This is a genomic window from Pseudomonas sp. PIC25 (genome assembly GCF_002286785.1).
Classification (GTDB): domain Bacteria; phylum Pseudomonadota; class Gammaproteobacteria; order Pseudomonadales; family Pseudomonadaceae; genus Pseudomonas_M.
Genome location: NZ_MUJY01000068.1, coordinates 1 through 20,698, shown reverse-complemented (window position 1 = coordinate 20,698; position 20,698 = coordinate 1). Strand labels below are relative to the sequence as shown.

At 64.6% G+C, this 20,698-nt stretch carries 19 protein-coding genes and 1 pseudogene; 8 read left to right on the top strand and 12 right to left on the bottom strand.

Going from position 1 to position 20,698, the window contains the following annotated elements:
- Window positions 1-69 precede the first annotated feature (69 nt).
- Window positions 70-726, top strand: a complete 657-nt coding sequence (locus BZL41_RS08255) for a hypothetical protein (RefSeq protein ID WP_095598845.1) — start codon at window positions 70-72, stop codon at window positions 724-726.
- A gap of 19 nt (window positions 727-745) precedes the next feature.
- Here the strand turns inward: BZL41_RS08255 and BZL41_RS08250 are convergent.
- The 3 genes and pseudogenes from BZL41_RS08250 to BZL41_RS08240 all read right to left on the bottom strand — a co-directional run.
- Window positions 746-1,774 (bottom strand): annotated as a pseudogene (locus BZL41_RS08250) (glucose-6-phosphate isomerase); the annotation flags it as partial.
- A gap of 36 nt (window positions 1,775-1,810) precedes the next feature.
- Window positions 1,811-2,752 carry a carbohydrate kinase gene (locus BZL41_RS08245; RefSeq protein WP_095598844.1) on the bottom strand — a complete coding sequence of 314 codons (942 nt, stop codon included), beginning with the start codon at window positions 2,750-2,752 and terminating at the stop codon, window positions 1,811-1,813.
- 83 nt (window positions 2,753-2,835) lie between these two features.
- Window positions 2,836-4,428, bottom strand: a complete 1,593-nt coding sequence (locus BZL41_RS08240; protein WP_095598843.1) for a carbohydrate porin — start codon at window positions 4,426-4,428, stop codon at window positions 2,836-2,838.
- 155 nt (window positions 4,429-4,583) lie between these two features.
- On the opposite strand from BZL41_RS08240, the gene BZL41_RS08235 reads away from it, so the two are divergent.
- From BZL41_RS08235 to BZL41_RS08210, 6 genes are all read left to right on the top strand, one after another.
- Entirely contained in the window at window positions 4,584-5,858 is a 1,275-nt protein-coding gene (locus BZL41_RS08235; RefSeq protein WP_095598842.1) for an ABC transporter substrate-binding protein, read from the top strand.
- Window positions 5,859-5,874: 16 nt separating this feature from the next.
- A complete protein-coding gene (locus tag BZL41_RS08230; protein WP_095598841.1) occupies window positions 5,875-6,843 on the top strand; it encodes a carbohydrate ABC transporter permease in 969 nt (322 codons plus the stop codon).
- Entirely contained in the window at window positions 6,840-7,682 is an 843-nt protein-coding gene (locus tag BZL41_RS08225) for a carbohydrate ABC transporter permease (protein ID WP_095598840.1), read from the top strand. Before BZL41_RS08230 ends, BZL41_RS08225 begins: the two co-directional genes overlap by 4 nt.
- A 25-nt stretch (window positions 7,683-7,707) precedes the next feature.
- Entirely contained in the window at window positions 7,708-8,841 is a 1,134-nt protein-coding gene (locus BZL41_RS08220) for an ABC transporter ATP-binding protein (protein ID WP_095598839.1), read from the top strand.
- Window positions 8,838-10,346 carry a glycoside hydrolase family 32 protein gene (locus tag BZL41_RS08215; protein WP_174706145.1) on the top strand — a complete coding sequence of 503 codons (1,509 nt, stop codon included), beginning with the start codon at window positions 8,838-8,840 and terminating at the stop codon, window positions 10,344-10,346. The genes BZL41_RS08220 and BZL41_RS08215 overlap by 4 nt, the downstream gene beginning before the upstream one ends.
- A gap of 76 nt (window positions 10,347-10,422) precedes the next feature.
- Window positions 10,423-11,415, top strand: a complete 993-nt coding sequence (locus tag BZL41_RS08210) for a LacI family DNA-binding transcriptional regulator (protein ID WP_095598837.1) — start codon at window positions 10,423-10,425, stop codon at window positions 11,413-11,415.
- Between the two features lie 29 nt (window positions 11,416-11,444).
- Here the strand turns inward: BZL41_RS08210 and BZL41_RS08205 are convergent, their stop codons facing one another.
- The 6 genes from BZL41_RS08205 to prlC all read right to left on the bottom strand — a co-directional run bounded on the left by BZL41_RS08205 (window position 11,445) and on the right by prlC (window position 18,082).
- Window positions 11,445-11,702, bottom strand: a complete 258-nt coding sequence (locus BZL41_RS08205) for a hypothetical protein (RefSeq protein ID WP_174706144.1) — start codon at window positions 11,700-11,702, stop codon at window positions 11,445-11,447.
- A gap of 89 nt (window positions 11,703-11,791) precedes the next feature.
- On the bottom strand, window positions 11,792-13,321 hold the full coding sequence (locus tag BZL41_RS08200) for a SulP family inorganic anion transporter (protein ID WP_095598836.1): 1,530 nt from the start codon (window positions 13,319-13,321) through the stop codon (window positions 11,792-11,794).
- 159 nt (window positions 13,322-13,480) lie between these two features.
- On the bottom strand, window positions 13,481-14,215 hold the full coding sequence (locus tag BZL41_RS08195) for a carbonic anhydrase (protein ID WP_095598835.1): 735 nt from the start codon (window positions 14,213-14,215) through the stop codon (window positions 13,481-13,483).
- Window positions 14,216-14,530: 315 nt separating this feature from the next.
- Window positions 14,531-15,592 (bottom strand): PA0069 family radical SAM protein, encoded by a 1,062-nt coding sequence (locus BZL41_RS08190; protein WP_095598834.1) that lies wholly within the window; start codon window positions 15,590-15,592, stop codon window positions 14,531-14,533.
- Window positions 15,593-15,755: 163 nt separating this feature from the next.
- On the bottom strand, window positions 15,756-16,037 hold the full coding sequence (locus tag BZL41_RS08185) for a YheV family putative zinc ribbon protein (protein ID WP_095598833.1): 282 nt from the start codon (window positions 16,035-16,037) through the stop codon (window positions 15,756-15,758).
- Window positions 16,034-18,082: an oligopeptidase A gene (gene prlC / locus BZL41_RS08180; protein ID WP_095598832.1), complete on the bottom strand. Its 2,049-nt coding sequence runs from the start codon at window positions 18,080-18,082 to the stop codon at window positions 16,034-16,036. The genes BZL41_RS08185 and prlC overlap by 4 nt, the downstream gene beginning before the upstream one ends.
- Before the next feature lie 139 nt (window positions 18,083-18,221).
- On the opposite strand from prlC, the gene BZL41_RS08175 reads away from it, so the two are divergent.
- Window positions 18,222-18,764, top strand: coding sequence for a gamma carbonic anhydrase family protein (locus BZL41_RS08175; RefSeq protein ID WP_095598831.1), 543 nt, complete (start codon window positions 18,222-18,224; stop codon window positions 18,762-18,764).
- Window positions 18,765-18,788: 24 nt separating this feature from the next.
- Here the strand turns inward: BZL41_RS08175 and BZL41_RS08170 are convergent, their stop codons facing one another.
- The 3 genes from BZL41_RS08170 to BZL41_RS08165 form a co-directional block, all read right to left on the bottom strand.
- Entirely contained in the window at window positions 18,789-19,019 is a 231-nt protein-coding gene (locus BZL41_RS08170) for a DUF1161 domain-containing protein (protein WP_095598830.1), read from the bottom strand.
- A 277-nt stretch (window positions 19,020-19,296) separates the two neighbouring features.
- Window positions 19,297-19,923 carry a hypothetical protein gene (locus BZL41_RS27890; RefSeq protein WP_143518045.1) on the bottom strand — a complete coding sequence of 209 codons (627 nt, stop codon included), beginning with the start codon at window positions 19,921-19,923 and terminating at the stop codon, window positions 19,297-19,299.
- Window positions 19,924-19,927: 4 nt separating this feature from the next.
- Window positions 19,928-20,698, bottom strand: a 771-nt coding sequence (locus tag BZL41_RS08165; RefSeq protein ID WP_305884103.1) for an RHS repeat-associated core domain-containing protein, incomplete at its 5' end; no start/stop codon positions are given.

Genomic DNA, 20,698 nt, shown 5'->3' with positions numbered 1-20,698 from the left:
TTAGCCCGGCTGTCTCGCGAGCTAAGGTCTTTGTTCCACTTCTCGCAGTCGTTACCCACAGGAGTCGTCATGAACACCGCCGCCTTGCGCGAGCTCATCCGCAACGCCCAGCAGCAGGAAACCGCCAGCGGCCAGCTCGCCGGCCAACTGGACGCCCAACTGGCCCACCTGCATCCGTCGATCCGCCTGCCGAGCAGCGGCGCGCGGGACCTGCTGGGGCGCTTCGTCTCGGCCTACATCGACCAGGTGCCGGACGTGCTCGACGCCGCCAACAGCGTCGCCCGCGAGGCCGGCATCGAGGCGCAGATCAAGCCGGTGCTGAAGATCGCCGAGCAGTTCTTCCTGCAACCTCCGGCAGCGGTGGCGGAGCACCCGGGCCTGGCTGGCTTGCTCGACGAAGCCTACCTGGCCCACCGCCTGGTGGAAGAAGTGAACGACCGCTACATTGCTCATCTCGGCCAGCCGCTGATTCCCCTGGATACCACCGTGGCCAACCTGATCGCCCATCAGTTGATCGGCGAGCCCTTCGCCAATCAACTGGACGAAGCGGTGCACCACGCCGTGGAGAGCATGCTCGACGACTCCGCCTTCGCCCAGGCATCGGTGCAGGCCTACCGCGAACGCCTCAACGCTCCGCAAACCGAGGCGGCCTGGAGACGCTGGCCCTGTCTGTCGCGGCAACTGGGGTTCGAACTGGTACTGGACCAGCCGCGCGCGGCCGTTTGAGGCCACGTCCGCTCCGAGTCAGCGCCTGGCTCTGCGACAGGCAGTTGGCGAACAGCCACTGGTGATGATCGACGACCGGGTTGTAGCTGCTCACCGGCACGATGAAGTCCGCCGGGATCAGCGGGGTGCCCTGGTGCAGCAACTGGTGGTAGGCGTGCTGGCCGTTGCAGCCGACGCCACCCAGATCACCGGACCGGTGCCGGTGGTCACCGGACTGCCATCCTGGCGCACGCTCTTGCCGTTGGACTCCATGTCCAGTTGCTGCAGGTGCTTGGTGATGTTCCGCAGGTAGTGGTCGTAAGGCAGGATGGCGTGGCTCTGGGCGCCCCAGAAATTACCGAACCAGATGCCGAGCAAGGCCAGCAGCACCGGCATGTTGCGTTCGAAGGGCGCGCTCTGGAAGTGCTGGTCCATGCGGTAGGCGCCGGCCAGCAGCTCCTTGAAGTTGGAGATGCCAATCGACATGGCGATGGATAGGCCAATCGCCGACCACAGCGAATAGCGCCCTCCGATCCAGTCCCGATGAACAGGGTGGTTTCGGCGCGCAGCTTGGCCGCCAGTTCGTGGAACGAGCTGCCGTCGATATTGGCCAGGTAATGGCAGCGCACGCCGCGCTAGGCGAACGGCAGCAGGGCTTCGGACACCAGTTGCAGGCCGAGGAAGGAACCGCCGATACCGATATTCACCACATCAGTGATCGGCTTTTCCGTGTAGCCGCGCCACAGGCCGTCGTGCACCCGCCCCACCAGCTCGCCCGGGCGATTTTCCGAGGCGTTGACCAGGGCGCCATCGAACAACCCCTCGATCGCCTGCTGCAGGCCCGCCTCCATGACCAGGCCGACCAGCAATTCGCGAGTGCGGGTATCGATCAGATTCTTCGAGTAATCGAGAAACAGCCCGCAGTCGTCCAGCGAGAACTCGGCGAAGCGCTGGGGATCTCCGGCGAAGGCCTGGCGCAGATTGAAATCGGCCAGCTTTTCGCGATGCGCGCGAGGGCCTTCCAACTGGCCAGGCGGGTGACGTCGGATGGTGAAGAAGAGTGCGGCATAACGGCTCCTGCGGACAAGGGATACGGCTGGGCAATTCAGAGTGCGTCGAGTTCATGCCAATACGGCAGGTCCGGACCGACCCGCGAACAGGTCAGCGCGGCGGCCCGGATCGCCAGCTCGAGCATGCCGTCGAGCTGCTCGCGGGATATGCCGGCCAAGCCCTGCGCGCTGTCCAGGCCATGGCGGGCCAGGTAGGCGAGCAGCGCGGCCTGGAAGGTGTCGCCGGCACCGACCGTGTCGCGGGTCTGCACCGCCTGGGCCGGTACCGACCAGTGGCCGTGCCGGCGACTGTGCACGCTGGCACCGTCGCCGCCATGGGTGAGGAACACCAGTTGGCAGCGCTCGCCGAGCCACTGGCGGGCGACGTCCTGGGGATCGCGCTCTGGGTAGAGCAAGCCCAGGTCCTCTTCGCTGACCTTGATCAGGTGGGCGTGGGCGGCGAAGGCTTCGATACGCCGACGCCACAGCTGGATATCCGGCTCGACGTTGAGCCGCACGTTCGGGTCCAGGCTGATCAGGCGCCGATCGCTTTCCCGGCCGACCAGCTCGAACAGGGTATCGGCGATCGGCGTTACCACCAGGGAATAGGAGCCGACATGCAGGCCGCGCACTCGCGCATCCAGCTCCGGCAGGTGCTCGCGGCGCAGCAGGCGGTCGGCGCAGCCCTCGCCGCGGAAACTGTACTGCGGCGAACCTTGGGCATCGACACCGACCATGGCCAGGGTGGTGGGTGCGTCGCTGGCGACCAGGTAATCACCGTTCACCCCCTCCTCGGCCAGCACCTGGCGCAAGCGGACACCGAGGAAATCGGTGGAGAGCCCGCCGGACAGCGCCGAAGCGACACCCAGGCGGCGCAGGCCGACCGCGACATTGAAGGGGGAACCACCGGCCAGCGCCTTGAACGCCAGCTCGCTGCTGCGCGCGCCGGGCGCCAGACTGAAGAAATCGAACAGGGCTTCGCCGCATACCAGGTACATGGGATGTCTCCACATCGACAGATCATTGAAAGACTGCTGCGCTCGGCCCGGACCCTTTGCGCCGTCCATGGCGCCACGGCCGGTTAGAACCAGGTTTCCATTTGCACGCCGAATTGCCAGAGGCCACCGGCCTGGAAGCCCTCCTCGCCGAAGGCATCGGAGGTGCTGTAGTTATCCAGGTCGGACGACCAGTCCATGAGGCTGGCGAACACCCGCAGTTCGGGGCGGGTGAAGAAGTCGCCGATGTCCGGCTTGAACGTGGGGGCCACGGTCAGTTTCCAGAAGTCGCCATCGACCGCATTGCGCTGCCGATAGCCCTTGGGGTCGAGGTCCATGGTTTGCCAGCTCATTTCGTAGACCATCTCGAAGTTGCTGCTGATTTCCTTGGCCAGACGCAGGTTGAGGGTCAGCCAGCGGTAATCGTCGCCGTCGACGTATCTGTCCCGGCTCTGCTCGGCCAGCAAGCTGGGGCCGATGCGCCAGCCACGGGCCAGGGGCGTCTGGCCATAGAGCGCCAGGCGCAGGGCCCGTGCATCGTCGAGCAGTTCGCCGTCCGAACCCAGGTTCTTGACCTCCGCACCGAGGCCCTGACCGTAGAGCAAGGCTGTCTTGAAGAAGCCCTCGCGACCGAAGAAGTCCTTCTGGTGATAGGCCAGCATGCTATGCACGCCGGATTCGGCAGGGGTCAGCCCGGCGGCGTTGCTGCGGTTTTCGTTCTTGTTCGAGCCAACGGCATTGACCATCCACTGCCAGCGGTCTTCGGCGAAGAACTGGTTGGCGGTGAGGATGTAGCTTTCCACGTCGGCGTCACCGCCGCTGGCGCTGAAGTCGCCGTAGTCGCGGCCCATCAGGGAGAAGTTGGAGCGCCAGTTGTCGCCGAGCTGCACATCGTAGATGCCGCCGCCAGTACCGGCGAGATAGACCACATCCGAGTCCAGCCAGTGGATGTCGAAGGTGTCCCGGTCGTAGCGCTTGCCGGCCCACAGGGTGGCATTTTCCAGCATGGGGTTACCCTTGAACGCCGCGATATGGTCGAGGGCGGCAAATGCCTGGCGCACGTTCAGGCTGCTTTCTTCGGCCGTCCAGTCGTTGGAGCTTTCCACCCCATCGGCGATCGAAACGGTGAATTTCGAGCGGGTACCATTCTGCGCGTAGGCCTCTTTCGCCAGGTCGATGCGCATGTAGGTGTCATCTTCATTGCCGAGCCGCCCGACCGCGCCGCCGACCGAGCCGGCCGGCGTGACGTAGGGGCCGCCACGTCCGCCACTCAGCTCTTCGTTGACCAGCAACCCGGAACGGGCATAGCCGTTAAAACTGAAACCATCGGTGAGTTTGCCGGGGTTCTTGGTCTCGCTGCGGCCCAGCTTTTCCAGGGCCTCCTGGCGGGCTTCGACTTGCGCCAGGCGGGCGTCCAGGGCCGGAGCCAGGGTCGCGGCCTGCGCGGCAGGGGAGGAGACGGAAAGATCGGGGCGCTCGCCTTTGAGCCGCTGCAGTTCGAGGGCGATGGCCTGGGCCTGTCGTTCGGCGGCGGAGGCGCGCATTTCGGCCGCGCTGGCCCTGGCTTCCAGCGCGGCCATGCGCTCTTCCAGGGTCATGGGGGTGGCGGCCTGGGCCAGCGGGGCGAGCGGCCAGGCGCCGAGCAATCCGGCCAGTAGCCAGGGTGAGGCATGCTGCATGGTTTTTCCTCTTTTGTTTTTATTCTGTGCATCAACCGTGGGGCTTTGTCCGGCGGTCGGCAAAAGCAGGGAAATGAGGTGTACATCTCAAGATGCACTGCTATATTAGCGATGTTAACGTTATCTTCAACAAGAATAAAAATGAAGGAGTTCTTATGCAACGACTCAAAGCAATTCTTCCCACTGCCTTACTGGCGCTCTGCGGCGGCCTGCCAGCCTTGGCCGGAGCGGCCAACCTGACCATTTCCTGCGGCGCCGTGGGCGCGGAGTTGCAGTTGTGCAAGGAAGCCGTCGAGGCTTGGTCGCAGCAGACCGGACACAAGGTCGAGGTGGTGTCGACGCCCAATTCGGCGACCGAACGCCTGTCGTTCTATCAGCAGATCCTCAGTGCTCAATCTGCCGACATCGACATCATCCAGATCGACGTGGTCTGGCCGGGGATGCTGGCCAATCACCTGCTGGATCTGCGCGAGGTGCTTCCAGAGAACGCCACCCAAGGCTATTTCCAGGCGCAACTGGACAATGCCACCGTCGACGGGCGCCTGGTGAGCATGCCCTGGTTCACCGACTCGGGCCTGCTGTACTACCGCCAGGACCTGCTCGAGAAGTACGCCAAACCGGTACCGCAAACCTGGGACGAGCTGACCGCCACCGCGCGCGCCATCCAGCAGTCCGAGCGCGACGCCGGCAACGCCAACCTGTGGGGTTATGTGTTTCAGGGCCGCGCCTACGAGGGCCTGACCTGCAACGCCCTGGAGTGGATCGGCAGCCAGCCGGGCGGCAGCCTGATCGACGCCCAGGGCGAGATCCGGGTCGACAGCCCGGCCACGCGCACGGCCTTGAGCCTGGCCAAGAGCTGGGTGGGCGACATTTCCCCACGCGGCGTGCTCAATTACACCGAAGAAGAAGGGCGCGGCGTGTTCCAGTCCGGCAATGCGCTGTTCATGCGCAACTGGCCCTATGCCTGGGCCCTGGTGCAGAGCCCGGACAGCGTCATAAAAGGCAAGGTCGGGATCGCCCCGCTGCCCAAGGGCGGCGAGGCCGGCACGCACGCCTCCACCCTCGGCGGCTGGGGCCTATCGGTGTCGCGCTACAGTGCCGAACCCAAGCTCGCCGCAGAGCTGGTGGCCTACCTGACCAGCGCCCAGCAGCAGAAGCGCCGCGCCCTGATCGGGGCGTACAACCCGGTCATCGAGTCGCTCTACGAAGATCCCGACCTGCTCGCGGCCATGCCGCACTACAGCCAGCTGCGCAGCATCCTGGCCGACGGCGTGATGCGCCCTGCGGCGATCACCGCCGACCGCTACCCACGGGTTTCCAATGCGCTGTTCGATCACGTGCACGGCGTGCTCTCCGGCGAGGCCAGCGTCGACCAGGCGGTGACCGAGCTGGGCAGCGACCTCAAGCGCATCAAACGCCGCCACTGGTAACAACCAAGGAACCGCCATGACCACCTCTATCTCCCGGGCTCAGTCGTTTTACGACGAGCCCCTGCCGATCAAGGAAACGCCCGTACAGCGCCGTCGCATACGCGCCGCCTGGCTGTTCCTGACGCCGATGCTGCTGTGCCTGCTGCTGGTGGCCGGCTGGCCATTGCTGCGCACCTTCTGGTTCAGCCTGACCGATACCAGCCTGAGCGACACCGGCGCCGGTGCCTTCGTCGGCCTGAGCAACTATCTGGCGCGCAATGGCGATGGCTGGTCGGGCATCCTAGTCGATCCGCTGTGGTGGAACGCGGTGCGCAACACCCTGTACTTCACCGCGGTGTCGGTCAGCCTGGAGATCATGCTGGGCCTGGCGGTGGCCCTGCTGCTCAACGTGCGGTTCGCCGGCCGGGCCCTGGTGCGCGCGATGATCCTGATCCCCTGGGCGATTCCCACCATCGTCTCGGCGAAGATTTGGGCTTGGATGCTCAACGACCAGTTCGGCATCATCAATCACCTGCTGCTCGGCCTGGGCCTGATCGACGCGCCCCTGGCCTGGACCGCCGACGCCAGCCTGTCGATGTGGGCGGTGATCATGGTCGACGTCTGGAAGACCGTACCCTTCGTCGCACTGCTGATGCTGGCCGCCCTGCAGATGCTGCCGGGCGATTGCTATGAGGCGGCCCGGGTCGACGGCATCCACCCGCTGAAGGTGTTCTGGCGGGTCACCCTGCCGCTGCTGATGCCGGCGCTGCTGGTGGCGGCGATCTTCCGCATCCTCGATTCGCTGCGGGTGTTCGATGTCATCTACGTGCTGACTTCGAACTCGTCATCGACCATGAGCATGTCGATCTACGCCCGCCAGCAACTGGTAGAGTTCCAGGACGTCGGCTACGGCAGCACTGCCTCGACCCTGCTGTTCCTGATCGTCGCGGTGATCGCCGTGTTCTATCTCTATCTCGGTCGCCGCCAGATGGAGGTGCGCCCATGAGCCCGCGTCCGTTCAAGAAAGCGCTGCTACGCCTGGGTTTCTACGGCGCGATCGGCGTGTTGCTACTGTATGCGGTATTCCCCTTCTACTACGCCGTACTCACCTCGCTGAAGCCGTCCAGCGCCTTGTTCCAGGTGAGCTACTGGACCGATAAGGCGGACCTCTCCAATTACGCCGCGGTGCTGCAACAGGCGTCCTTCATGCACGCCATTGGCAACTCGGTGTTCGTCGCTGTCTGCGTGGTGGCGCTGGCGCTGTTCCTTAGCCTGACCGCTGCCTATGCCCTGGGCCGGGTCAGGTTTCGCGGCCGTGCCACGGTACTGCTGCTGGTCCTGGGCGTGTCGATGTTCCCGCAAGTCGCGGTGCTCTCCGGGCTGTTCGAGGTGATCCGCGCTCTCGGCCTGTACAACAGCGCCTGGGCGCTGATCCTCAGCTACACCATCTTCACCCTGCCGTTCACCGTCTGGGTGCTGACCACCTTCATCGGGCAACTGCCCGGCGAACTGGAGGAGGCGGCGATCATGGACGGTGCCTCGCCCTGGGTGGCGCTCACCCGGGTGCTGCTGCCGCTGCTCTGGCCGGCGCTGGTGACCACCGGCCTGCTGGCATTCATCGCCGCCTGGAACGAGTTCCTCTTCGCTCTGACCTTCACCCTGACCGACCAGCAGCGCACGGTTCCGGTGGCCATCGCGCTGATTTCCGGTGGCAGCCAGCACGAGCTGCCCTGGGGCCTGCTGATGGCCGCCTCGGTGATGGTCACCGTGCCGCTGGTGCTGCTGGTGCTGGTGTTCCAGCGGCGCATCGTGTCCGGCCTCACCACCGGCGCGCTCAAGGGCTAAGTCCACGAGAACAAGGAACCATCGCATGAGCAAGTTGCAACTCGACAATGTGAACAAGCAACTGGGCGGCCTGCGCATCCTGCGCGATATCAGCCTGGAGATCGCCAGCGGCGAATTCGTGGTGTTCGTCGGCCCCTCGGGCTGCGGCAAATCGACCCTGCTACGGCTGATCGCCGGGCTGGAGTCGATCTGCACCGGCGACCTGCTGATCGACGGGCGCCGGGTCAACGACCTGGAACCGCGCGAGCGCGGGGTCGGCATGGTGTTCCAGTCCTACGCGCTGTACCCGCACATGAGCGTGTACGACAACATCGGCTTCGGCCTCAAGCTGGCCAAGACCGATAAGCGCAGCCTGCGCGAGCGGGTGCTGGAAACCGCACGCACCCTGCAACTGGACAAACTCCTGCAGCGCAAGCCGAAGGAGCTGTCCGGCGGCCAGCGCCAGCGCGTGGCCATGGGCCGGGCGATGGCGCGCGAGCCGGACATCCTGTTGTTCGACGAACCGCTGTCCAACCTCGACGCGGCCCTTCGCGTGCAGATGCGCAACGAGATTGCCCGCCTGCATGATCGCCTGGGCACCACCATGATCTACGTGACCCACGACCAGGTCGAGGCGATGACCCTGGCCGACAAGATCGTCGTGCTCAATGCCGGGCGCATCGAACAGGTCGGCACCCCGCGCGAACTCTACGAACGGCCGGCGAGCCGCTTCGTCGCCGGTTTCCTCGGTTCGCCGCGGATGAATTTTCTCCCGGCGCGCCTGCTCGCCCCCGGCCCGCAGAGCCTGATCGAAACGCCGGCGCTCGGCCGCCTGACGGCCCTGACTTTCGACAGCAGCGCACTGACAGCCGACAGCCCGCTGAGCCTGGGCGTGCGCCCCGAGCATCTGGCGCTGCAGACGGCACCGGGCAGCGCCGGATTGGTCGTGACCGGAGTCGAATACCTGGGCTGCGAAACCTATGTGCATCTCGATGTCGGGGAGGACGAGCCGCTAATCTGCCGCTGCCAGACGAACGCCCCCTGGCGCGTCGGCGACCGTGTCGAGGCGCTGGCGGACGCCGATAACCTGCACCTGTTCGACGCCGAGGGAGCGGCCCTGCCGCGCCGCCCCACGCCCGACGCCGCATCTTCGCGTGCCCTGGCCCAGGGCTATGCATGACCAACTCCATCAATCCAACGAGCCATTGCATGCCTGTTTCCCCCGACCTCGCCCAGCGCGCGCTGAACGAGGGTAACGCACGCCTCGTGCATGACTACCGTCCCGCCTACCACCTCGCCCCCCGGGCCGGCTGGATGAACGACCCGAACGGCGTGGTGTATTTCCGTGGCGAATACCATGTGTTCTACCAGCACCACCCGTTCGACGCGAATTGGGGGCCGATGTACTGGGGGCACGCCAAGAGCCGCGACCTCGTGCACTGGCAGCACCTTCCCATCGCCCTCGCGCCGGGCGATGCGTTCGACCGCGACGGCTGCTTCTCCGGCAGCGCCGTGGTCTGCGGCGACCATCTGGCGCTGCTCTACACCGGGCATACCTGGCTGGGCGAGGTGGGCGACGAGCGCGCCATCCGCCAGGTCCAGTGCCTGGCCACCAGCGACGACGGCGTGCATTTCACCAAGCAGGGCGCGGTCATCGACGCCGCCCCGGATGCCGCCATCATGCATTTTCGCGACCCCAAGGTCTGGCGCGAAGGCGAGCACTGGTACCTGATCGCCGGCGCGCGCCTGGGCGACCAGCCGCTGCTGCCGCTGTACCGCTCCAGCGACCTGCGCACCTGGGAATTCCTCGACTATGCGAGCCGCGGCGGCGAGGGCGACGGCTATATGTGGGAGTGCCCGGACCTGTTCCGCCTGGACGGCCAGGACGTGCTGCTCTACTCCCCCCAAGGCATGCAGCCGGATGGCTTCGAACGGCTGAACAAGTACCAGACCGGCTACCGCGTCGGTCACCTCGGCAGCGACTGGCGCTTCGACGGCGGGCCATTCATCGAACTGGATAACGGTCACGACTTCTACGCCGCGCAGACCCTGCTGGCCGCCGACGGCCGCCGCCTGGCCTGGGCCTGGCTGGACATGTGGGACAGCCCCATGCCGAGCAAGGCCCACCACTGGTGCGGCATGCTCGGGCTGCCGCGCGAACTGCAGTTGCGCGACGGCCGCCTGTACAGCCAGCCCGCGCGCGAACTGACGGCCCTACGCCAGCAAGCCCTGCTGGCGCAGGGCACGGCCTGGTGGGACGGACAGGGCACGCAGCCGGTACCGCAGGTAGGCGGCGACCTGCTGGAACTGGAGGTGCACTGGGACCTGGCCGGCTGCGCCGGCGGCAGGCTGGGCATCGCCCTGCGCTGCAGCGCCGACGGGCGCGAGGAAACCCTGCTCTACTACGACGCCCAACTGCAGCGTCTGGTGCTCGACCGCAGCCGCTCGGGTGCGGGCGTCGACGGCCAGCGCAGCGTAGCCCTGGCGCCCAGCCGGGAAGCGCTGCTACTGCGGGTATTCCTCGACCGCTCCTCCATTGAGGTATTCGCCGCAGACGGCAGCTTCAGCCTCAGCAGCCGCATCTATCCGCGCCCGGACAGCCTTGGGGTGAAGCTGTTCGGCAGCGCCGACGGCGGACGGGTGGCGATCCGCAACGCCTGGCGCCTCGGCTGCGGCTGGCTCTGAAGCACACGCCGGCGCAGTCGCGACAGGCGTCGGCGCTGTGTCATGATTCATCGCACACCCTGTCCGGTAGCCCTGCATGACTACAGTGAAAGATGTCGCCCGGCTGGCCGGCGTTTCCCTGATGACGGTCTCGCGGGCGCTCAACAATCCCGAGAAGTTGAGCGCCGAGACCTACCAACGGGTGCGCCGCGCCATCGACGAGCTGCAATTCGTGCCCAGCATGTCGGCGCGCAAGATTCGCGGCGACAACCTGCTGACCCGCACCATCGGGGTGTTCGCCCTGGACACCGCGACCACCCCGTTCGCCGTGGAGTTGCTGCTGTCCATCGAGCGGACCGCGCAGCAGGCCGGCTGGAACGTGTTCGTGCTCAACCTGCTCAGCGATCCACCCAGCGAGCAGAGCATCGACCTGATGCTCTCGCACCGTCCCGACGGCCTGATCTTCAGCGCCATGGGGCTGCGCCGGGTGAGCATCCCCGATCGCCTGAAGAGCAAACCGCTGGTGCTGGCCAACTGCCTGGCCGAGGACCATGGCCTGACCAGCTACGTCCCGGACGACGAAAGCGGCCAGTACCGCGCCGTGCAGCACGCCTTACGCCAGGGCTACCGCCGCCCGCTGTGCATCAACCTGCCGAGCCAGAGCCTGGCCTGGGGGCTGCGCCAGAAGGGCATGCAACGGGCCTTTGCCGAGGCCGGCCTGCCGCCCTCGGCGCTGTTGCAGTACGACCTCTCGACCCATGACGCCTATGACGAGACGCCGGGCATCCTCGAGCGGCACATCGTCGAGGGTCGGCCGCAGTTCGACATCCTGATCTGCGGCAACGACCGCATCGCCTTCTGCGCGTACCAGGTGCTGCTGGCCCGCGGCCTGAAAATCCCCGGCGATGTCGCGGTGCTCGGCTACGACAACATGATCGGCATCGCCGAACTGTTCCTGCCGCCCCTGACCACGGTGCAGTTGCCCTACTACGAGATCGGCCAGCGCGCCGCGCGCCACTTGATCGATGCGCTCGAAACCCCCGGTCCCCAGTTGGTGGACTGTCCGCTGGTCATCCGCGCATCGCTTTGAGCGCCCGCTCGGCAGCGCGTGGGTGGATATCAGGGCTCTGCCAACCGGGTTCGGTCCGGATCGTTCTTCTTCACGCCCCGGATGTTCAGCACGGCCAGGCAGACCTGCAGGGCGATCAACGCCCAGGCCGAGGCGTACCAGCCCCAGATCACCCAGAGCACATTGCTCAGCAGGAAGCACCAGAAACCCCAGGTGCGCCGACGCTTGTTCAGCGAGCCGATCAGCCAGGCGGCGATCACCGTGGCCAGCATGGCCGGCCATTGCAGCAGGTCGAGAAAAGTCTCCACGGCACCTCCAGACAGGGACGCCCGTCTCTCGATGACGGACGGCCGCTTCCCTCTGGATTGGGGCCTGGCGCAGCGGATTAGTTCCGCTCTCAGGCACCCAGGGCCAAGCGCCGGCGACGGCCTTCCAGCCGTCGTTTCAGGGCACGCTGCTCGATGATCAGGCGTGCCCCGCTGGCTCGATGGGCGCGCTGCCATTCATCCAGCAGTTCCATGCAGGCGTGGTCGATGTAGCTGAGGCGATCCAGCGGCACATGCAGGTGGCAGTCCGGCTGCACCGATTCCAGCGCCTTGGCCAGTTGCGGCACCTTGAGAAAAGTCGCCGCGCCAATCATGCGCAGCTCCGCGTGGCGGCTGCCCTCTTCCTGGATCAGGTTGATCTTCAGCCGCGACGCGCGCCAGGCGAGCTGGGCCAGGGTCAGGGCGAAGCCGATCAGCACGCCGGTGAGCAGGTCGGTGGAAACGATCGCCAGGGCCGTGGCGGCGTAGATGAACATCGCCATGCGGCCATAGCGCCCGAGGTAGCGCAACGCCTTGATATCGACCAGCTTGATCCCGGTATAGACCAGCACCGCCGCCAGGGCCGCCACCGGAATCTGCTCCAGCAATCCGGCGAGCAGCACCACCGAGGCCAGCAGCCAGACCGCGTGGAGCATGGCGGATAGCCGGGTACGGGCGCCGGCCTGGACGTTCGCCGAACTGCGCACGATCACCCCGGTCATCGGCAAGGCACCGAGCAGGCCGCAGAGCATGTTGCCGACCCCCTGGGCGGACAGCTCGCGGTCGAAGTCGGCGCGCGGTCCCTGGTGCATGCGATCCACCGCGGCGGCGGACAGCAGCGTCTCGGCACTGGCGATGAAAGCCACCGCCAACGCAGCGATGAGAATGCCCGGCTCGGCCAGGCTCAGCAGGTCGCCAGGCCGCAACCAGTCGATGGCCTCGCCGAGGTTGGCCGGCACCTCGACCCGGCGCACGTCGAGCTCCATCCACAGACCGACCAGGGTCGCTGCCGCCACCCCGAGCAGCGCACCTGGCAACAGGCGCAGGCGACCGGGACGAAAGCGATCCCACAGCGCCATCAGGCCGATGGTCAGCAGACCCAGCAGCCCGGCGGCGAATCCGTCCCCCGCACCGATCAGCGGCAACGCCTCGCGCAGAGCGGCGGGAAACGCCTGCAGGTTGTCCAGTCCGGACGCCTGGGGAGAGGCATCCAGCATCACGTGGAGCTGGGACAGCACGATCAGCACGCCGATGCCGGCGAGCATGCCGTACACCACCGCCGGCGCGGTGACGCGGAACCAGCAGCCGAGGCGCAGCCGTCCGGCCAGCAACTGGATCGCACCGGCAAGCAGGAGGATCGGTCCGAGCATGGCGGCACCGAACTGCTGCACCAGCTCGAAGACCAGCACGGTCAGTCCGGCGGCCGGCCCACTGACCTGCAACGGCGCGCCGGCCAGGAAGCCGACCACCAACCCGCCGACGATACCGGTGATCAGCCCCTTGGCCGGCGGCATGCCCGAGGCGATGGCGATGCCCATGCACAACGGCAGGGCGACGAGAAAGACCACCACGGACGCCAGGGCGTCCCGTGGCAGCGTGGATTTCAGGGTTTCGACAGACATGGCGCTGTCTCCTCACAAAAAGTCGGCACGTGATTCGCCGCGACACGGAGCGCGAGGCTCAGCGTCGGGCGTCGAAGGCAGTGAAGAAAAGATCAGGTGACCGGCAATGCGATCGGCAGCGGTGTAATTATTGTCAGCTGCCACCCATGCGACAGGCAGTCACTGCTGGTAGCGCGGTCTGGGTGTCGCCAGGGGAACCGGCCCCTCGCCATCGAGCGGGCGGAAGGCGCCGAGCTCGGCGTCGTAGGCTTTGATTTCGCTGGTTTCGATGCAATAGACCCAGCCGTGGATGAACAACTGGCCGCTGGCGATGCGCGACGCCACCGAGGGGTGGGTGGAGAGATGATTGAGCTGGGCGACGACGTTCTCTTCGGTCAGTACTTCCAGCGTTTCCTGGTCGCCGCAGCAATGGCAGTTCTCCGCCACCACCGTCTTGGCCACCTCGCAATGCCGCAGCCAGGCCTTGACCGTGGGCATGCGCTCAAGGGTCTGCGGGTCCATCACTGCCTTCATGGCACCGCAGTCGGAGTGACCGCAGACGATGATGTGGTGCACGCCCAGCGCCATTACCGCGTACTCGATGGCGGTGGATACGCCGCCGTTCATCTGCCCGTAAGGCGGTACGACATTGCCGACGTTACGGGTAACGAACAGATCGCCTGGCGAGCTCTGGGTGATCAGCTCGGGGACGATGCGCGAGTCCGCGCAGGTGATGAACATGGCGCGCGGCCGCTGGGCGTTGGCCAGTTTCCGGAACAGCTCTTCCTGCTGCGGGAAGACTTCATGCCGGAAACGCTGGAAGCCTTCGACGATGTGTTGCAGCGCCTCCTGCGCACCTTCCGCCTGGGGTAATGCACCGGTGGGCTCGGGTCGAGTGGGTTCGCGATCGTTCATTTTTCGGACCTCCATGACGAATGAGACAAGTTTCGCACTTTTCGAACCTGACGAGAGCTGGACGGCAGGCTGTGACCCCGTGGTCACATCGTTCGCAAGGCTAAGCCAAAAAACTTAAGCGAAACTGAACGAAACCGCTCTAAGACGGGCGCTTCAGGCAGGCAGATGGCCATTCCCGCACAGTCTTCGGGGGTGGCGAAATAGCGCTCTCCAATCGCTATCGCCAGCAGAGCTGGCTCAGGAGGCGACTCATCCACGGACAACCAAGGGGCGAATTCATTCGCCCATCGAAGCCCCGCGGCCCTCGCCAGAACCTCACAACAACGACAACTGCCCACCCGGTGGCGCGAAACGGCTGCAATCCAGGAGACCATAGTCGCGGCGGTTGAGGCCGAGCCGGCGGATGGCGATCTGGAAACGCTGCGCCAGCAGGTCGGCATAAATGCCTTCGCCACGCATGCGGGTGCCGAATCGGCTGTCGTAATTCTTGCCGCCGCGACACTGGCGGATCAGGCTCATCACGTGCTCGGCGCGGTCGGGGAAATGCGCCCGTAGCCATTCTTCGAACAGCTCGGCGATTTCGTGGGGCAGGCGGATCAGCACGTAGCCGGCCGAGCGGGCGCCGGTATCGCGCGCGGCCTCCAGCATGCGTTCCAGTTCCATGTCGTTGATCATCGGGATGATCGGCGCGCACAGCACGTTCACCGGCACGCCGTTCTCGTGCAGCACGCGCAGGGTCCGCAGGCGCGCCGACGGCGAGGCGGCGCGGGGCTCCATGATCCGTTTCAATTCGTCGTCCAGGGTGGTCAGGCTCAGCGCCACGCTGACCAGCCGCTGTTCGGCCAACTGGCTGAGCAGGTCGAGGTCGCGCAGGATCAGCGAACTCTTGGTGATGATGTGCACCGGATGGCGGTAGCGCAGCAACACCTCCAGCGCACCGCGTGTCAGGCGCTGCTCCCGTTCGATCGGCTGGTAGGCGTCGGTGTTGATACCCAGGGCGATGGGCTGCGGCACGTAGCCCGGCTTGCTCAGCTCCTGTTCGAGGGAAGCGACGAGGTTGGTCTTGGCGATCAGCCGGGTTTCGAAGTCGATCCCCGGCGACATATCCCAGTACGCATGGCTGGGGCGTGCGAAACAGTAGATGCAGCCATGTTCGCAGCCACGATAGGGATTCACCGAACGGTCGAAACCCACGTCCGGGGACTTGTTGCGGGTGATCACCGTCTTCGCCGTCTCGCTGCGCACCTCGGTGGCGCGGCAGGGCGGGACTTCCTGGAACCAGCCGTCGTCGTAGGCTTCGGCGCGGGTCGGGGCGAAACGGTTGTGTGGATTGCTGGCCGTGCCGCGGCCACGCGGAGGAAGGGTTGGATGGGACATGGCAAGGCTCACGAACACTGTTTATCCATACAGTATGGCGAGCCTTTTCGTTTTCGTCAGCCCTTCCCGACCAGCGTCCTGACGTGACTTCGTTGGGCGAATGAATTCGCTCCTACATCCGTAGCCCGGATCAGCGCAGCGCAATCCGGGGATCGCCAGCGCGCTATTCCTTCGGCTTCTTCAGCTTCGGATTGGGGAAGAACTGCACCGGCTGCACCTTCGGGTTGGCCGGCTTGGGCGTGGTCTTGTTGACCCGCGTGCTCAGCTCCCTGGGTACCGATTGGCCCTGGGCGTTGAGCGTGTCGGCGTAGCCGCAGGCAACGCATTCGCGGTGCGGCACGCCGTCTTCGTCCCACATCTTGATGGTGTCCATCTGGCTGCACGCCGGGCATACGGCACCGGCGATGAAGCGCTTCGCAGTCACCTTGGAAGGCGCGTCGCTCATGCCGCCTCCTGGCTCAGGCCGAGGTGGCGCAACAAGGCATCGATGGACGGCTCACGGCCGCGGAAGGCGACGAACAGCACCATCGGTTCCTGGGAACCGCCACGGGCCAGGATCGCCTCGCGGAAGGCGCGGCCGGTCTCGGGGTTGAACACGCCTTCTTCCTCGAAGCGCGAGAAGGCATCGGCGGACAGCACCTCGGCCCATTTGTAGCTGTAGTAACCGGCTGCATAACCGCCGGCGAAGATGTGGGCGAAGCTGTTGGCAAAGCGGTTGTACGCTGGCGGACGCAACACCGCTACCTCGTCGCGGATACCTTCCAGCACGTCGAGCACGCTGCGGCCGTCGCCATGGGTGGCATGCAGCTCGAAGTCGAACAGGGAAAACTCCAGCTGGCGCACCATCATCAGGCCGGACTGGAAGTTTTTCGCCGCCAGCATCTTGTCCAGCAGGTCCTGGGGCAGCGGCTCGCCGGTTTCGTGATGGCCGGAGATCAGCGCCAAACCTTCCGGCTCCCAGCACCAGTTCTCCATGAACTGGCTGGGCAGCTCCACCGCGTCCCAGGCCACGCCGTTGATGCCGGAGGCACCGGCATGCTCGATGCGGGTCAGCAGGTGGTGCAGGCCATGGCCGAACTCGTGGAAGAGGGTGGTCACTTCGTCATGGGTGAGCAGTGCCGGCTTGCCGCCCACCGGCGGGGTGAAGTTGCACACCAGATTGGCCACCGGGCTGACCAGCTCGCCCTGGACGGTGCGGCGCTTGTCGCGGGCGCCGTCCATCCAGGCACCGCCGCGCTTGTTAGAGCGGGCGTAGAGGTCGAAGAAGAAGCGGCCGACGTGCTGGCCGTTCTCGCGGATCTCGAACAGGCGCACGTCCGGGTGCCAACTGTCGAAGCCGGACAGCTCCTGAATCTGGATGCCATACAGGCGCTCGACAATGACGAACAGCCCGGAAAGCACCTTGTCGATGGGGAAGTAGGCGCGCAGCGCTTCCTGGGAAATGCTGTAGCGCTGCTGGCGCAGCTTCTCGCTGTAATAACCGACATCCCAGCTCTTCAGGTCGGTGCAGCCCTGCTCGGCGGCGAATGCCTTCAACTCGGCCAGGTCCTGCTCGGCGAACGGCTTGCTGCGCACCGCCAGGTCGCGGAGGAAGTGCAACACCTGCTCGCTGGACTCGGCCATTTTGGTCGCCAGGCTCAGCTCGGCGAAATTGGCGTAGCCGAGCAGCTTGGCCAGTTCCTGGCGCAAGTCGAGGATTTCCTCCATCAGCGGACCGTTGTCGAACCGGCCGGCGTTCGGCCCCTGGTCGGAAGCGCGGGTGCAGTAGGCCGCATAGACCTCCTCGCGCAGGGCGCGGTCTTCGGCGTAGGTCATCACCGCGTAGTAGCTGGGGAACTCCAGGGTGATCAGCCAGCCATCGAGGCTCTTCGCCTTGGCGGCCTCGGCCATCTGCGCCTTGGCCGAGTCGGTCAGCCCGGCCAGGGCGGCTTCGTCGGTGACGTGCTTGGTCCACGCCTGGGTCGCGTCGAGCAACTGGTTGGAGAAGCGGCTGGACAGCTCGGACAGCTTCATCTGGATGTCGGCGTAACGCTTCTGCTCGGCTTCCGGCAGATCGATACCGGACAGCCGGAAATCGCGCAGGGCATGGTCGAGGATGGTCTTCTGCGCCACGTCGAACGCGCTCGCCGCGGGGCTTTCGGCCAGCGCCTTGTAGGCATCGAACAGCGCGCGGTTCTGGCCCAGTTCGGTCCAGTAGGCGGACAGCTTCGGCAGGCAGGCTTCATACGCCTGGCGCAGGTCCTGGCTGTTGCGCACTGCATTGAGGTGACTGACCGGGCTCCAGGCGCGGCCAAGGCGCTCGCCCAGTTCGTCCAGGGCCAGCACCAGCCCGTCCCAGCTCGGTGTGCCAGACTGTCGGGAAAGCAGGTCGGCGATAGCCGCACGATTGTCGGCGAGGATCGCATCGATGGCCGGCTCGACGTGTTCCGGAAGGATGGCGGAATAGGGTGGCAGGTCGAAAGGCTGCAGCAAGGGGTTGTTCGCAGACACGGCGTCTTCACCTGTGGCAATGGACTTCAAGCTGTGACCACGGTCGACCGGGGTTGCTCCCCGGCACCGTTTTGACAGCGGGCTATGCGCGCCATCTTAATTACAATCGCCTTCCACCGCAGCCCAAGAGGTTTCTATCGTGTCGATTCGCACCTACCAGCACTTCACTCCGCAGCTCGGCGAGCGGGTCTTCGTGGACGCCTCCGCCGTGGTACTCGGCGACGTGGAGATCGGCGCCGACAGCTCCGTCTGGCCCCTGGCGGTGATCCGCGGCGACATGCACAGCATCCGCGTCGGCGAACGCACCAGCGTCCAAGACGGCAGCGTGCTGCACATCACCCACGCCGGCCCCTTCAACCCCGGCGGCTACCCCCTCACCATCGGCGACGACGTGACCATCGGCCACAAGGTCATCCTCCACGGTTGCAGCATCGGCAGCCGCGTGCTGATCGGCATGGGCAGCATCGTCATGGATGGCGTGGTGATCGAAGACGAAGTCGTCCTCGGCGCCGGCAGCCTCGTCCCGCCAGGCAAGCGCCTGGAAAGCGGCTACCTCTACGTCGGCAGCCCGGCCAAACAGGCCCGCCCGCTCACCGACAAGGAACGCAGCTACTTCCGCTACAGCGCCGACAACTACGTGCGGCTGAAGGACCAGCACCTGGTGGAGGGGTATCAGGGGTGAGGCGGGATGGCTGGCGGCGCGCCGTCAGCCGTTCTTCTGGTAGATGATCTTCCGGGTGCCGTTGTCGCAACTGCCCACCACCATGCTCTGATCCTCCACCTCGTCGTTGGGCACGATCTCGAGCGTATAGGTGGTGACGCCAGCGGCCTGGATCTTCACTTCGATCTCTTCCTTCAACGCCTCACAGGGCTTGGGCGCGGCCAGCAGCGGCGTGGCCAGGAGGCTGAGGGTCAGGGCAAAAGGGTAGCGGGGCATGGGAGACTCTGGTTTCGGATAGGGTGAAGTTGAGACGTCAACCGAGAAGAAACAGCCACGCGATGAAGCACCTGTGAAGGAAGCAGGGTCGACATTGAAAGGATCAATGCCGACCGTCAATGTATGGAATAAGCGGTCACCAGAAAAACAGGTAAACATACGAGCCGCGCCAAGCGCTAACGTCACAGCACCTCGGCTCGCAAGGATTATCAGCTTACTTTTTGGTACCCGCCTCAATTCAATAACCGTGTTGCACTCAGCTCCTGCAACCGCCCAGTTAATAGATCAAGTCATCGAACCCGGGCTGCATTAAAATTATCAGCAGACAAAACATATCCAAGCCAACCTCATCAGAATACTTAAAGTCACTCCCTGGCGGAGTGTGAGGAGATTTAACAAGCTCGTGAGTCTTGGGATCCATTACTGAGCTGTAATAGGGAGGGAGTGGAGACCATCTATTGGTCCGATGATAGATAGGACCATCTACTCCTTCTAAAGTCCATGTCGCTCCATCGAATCCTTTTACCCCATGCTCGGTTGGTAGCTTCCAGAAATTCGAGGCCCGCTCAAAGCTGCGGAGATTAATAAGCTGCCTTTCAGTTAGCCAGATTTTTTTCTCGACAAACTGATCTTTCCCATTTCTATATTTCTTTATTGTCAAGCTCGGCTTTTCATTTCCATTTCTTAATATCAGCGTATAAATAAGCTTGTCCTCAAGCTCTCCTCTTAACAATGTAAACCTGAACGCTTTGTAGTCTGTGTCTTGCGACTCTGCATAAGACCTAAGTTCAATCTCCCCAGCCGTTTCTGAAGATGTCGAGTAAGGTTCGCTTCCATAGGAGACGCAGGTTAATTGTGGCTGTACCATAAGGAAAACGGTGAGTAGCAGGAGCTTTAGCTTCATATTCTTATCTCGGCAAATCCCTGAACGCTGTTTCCCTTGCAGGACCTTTGGGGCTCGATGGGTAGTAGACTCGATATCGGCCGTCATGGGTTATTACAGAAACTGGGACATGTAATTTCTCTGATACCGCTCGGTCCTCAGGAGAAAAACCATTATTACTTGGATGGTTGTGACCATGCTCATAAGGCGGGGTCTCCGAGTCAATAGGAGGTTGCGGTGGAACCTTTGACGGGTTTTGAATAGTCGATTGCTCAGTGTAGGCCCAGAAAACACAGCCTTCTGAGGGGAGTCTGTAAATATATGCTGTCCACTCGAACCCTGTTTTAATACCTCTTTCGCGTAGATCTTTAAGCATTTCGATTCGAGCCTCCGCGAAAGTATCGTATGGGACGTGTGGCTCTAACCCACTTGGGTCCGAATAGTAAATCGGATTACCTTCTACATACCCATACGTATTCAACCCGCCGTTCAGGCCGATGGGGTCGCTTTCCACATACCGCCCAGTCTCCGGATCGTAGTCCCGGAAGTAGTTGTAGTGCAGCGCACTGTGCGCGTCGTAGAGCTGGCCGGGGAAGCGTAGGGGGATGTCGATGGCGATGCCGTCGCCGTCCACGTCGGGGTTGGCGGGGCCGACGCCGAAGGCGTCGCTGTTCCAGCTCCACAGCAGGCGCTGCTGGGTGTCGGTGGCCAGGCGCGGGGTGTTGAGGTGGTCGGCGTGCAGGTAGTACAGGCGGTTGCTCGCCAGGGTGGTGCCGTCGCTGGCGTAGCTCAGTTC

What these genes read in the sequence shown, in the direction of transcription:
- BZL41_RS08190 (WP_095598834.1), bottom strand. Translation starts at nt 15,592, where the DNA reads ATGTCCCATCCAACCCTTCCTCCGCGTGGCCGCGGCACGGCCAGCAAT.
- BZL41_RS08245 (WP_095598844.1), bottom strand. Translation starts at nt 2,752, where the DNA reads ATGTACCTGGTATGCGGCGAAGCCCTGTTCGATTTCTTCAGTCTGGCG.
- BZL41_RS08225 (WP_095598840.1), top strand. Translation starts at nt 6,840, where the DNA reads ATGAGCCCGCGTCCGTTCAAGAAAGCGCTGCTACGCCTGGGTTTCTAC.
- BZL41_RS08230 (WP_095598841.1), top strand. Translation starts at nt 5,875, where the DNA reads ATGACCACCTCTATCTCCCGGGCTCAGTCGTTTTACGACGAGCCCCTG.
- BZL41_RS27890 (WP_143518045.1), bottom strand. Translation starts at nt 19,923, where the DNA reads ATGAAGCTAAAGCTCCTGCTACTCACCGTTTTCCTTATGGTACAGCCA.
- BZL41_RS08185 (WP_095598833.1), bottom strand. Translation starts at nt 16,037, where the DNA reads ATGAGCGACGCGCCTTCCAAGGTGACTGCGAAGCGCTTCATCGCCGGT.
- BZL41_RS08195 (WP_095598835.1), bottom strand. Translation starts at nt 14,215, where the DNA reads ATGAACGATCGCGAACCCACTCGACCCGAGCCCACCGGTGCATTACCC.
- BZL41_RS08200 (WP_095598836.1), bottom strand. Translation starts at nt 13,321, where the DNA reads ATGTCTGTCGAAACCCTGAAATCCACGCTGCCACGGGACGCCCTGGCG.
- BZL41_RS08220 (WP_095598839.1), top strand. Translation starts at nt 7,708, where the DNA reads ATGAGCAAGTTGCAACTCGACAATGTGAACAAGCAACTGGGCGGCCTG.
- BZL41_RS08215 (WP_174706145.1), top strand. Translation starts at nt 8,838, where the DNA reads ATGACCAACTCCATCAATCCAACGAGCCATTGCATGCCTGTTTCCCCC.
- BZL41_RS08255 (WP_095598845.1), top strand. Translation starts at nt 70, where the DNA reads ATGAACACCGCCGCCTTGCGCGAGCTCATCCGCAACGCCCAGCAGCAG.
- BZL41_RS08235 (WP_095598842.1), top strand. Translation starts at nt 4,584, where the DNA reads ATGCAACGACTCAAAGCAATTCTTCCCACTGCCTTACTGGCGCTCTGC.
- BZL41_RS08240 (WP_095598843.1), bottom strand. Translation starts at nt 4,428, where the DNA reads ATGCAGCATGCCTCACCCTGGCTACTGGCCGGATTGCTCGGCGCCTGG.
- BZL41_RS08210 (WP_095598837.1), top strand. Translation starts at nt 10,423, where the DNA reads ATGACTACAGTGAAAGATGTCGCCCGGCTGGCCGGCGTTTCCCTGATG.
- BZL41_RS08170 (WP_095598830.1), bottom strand. Translation starts at nt 19,019, where the DNA reads ATGCCCCGCTACCCTTTTGCCCTGACCCTCAGCCTCCTGGCCACGCCG.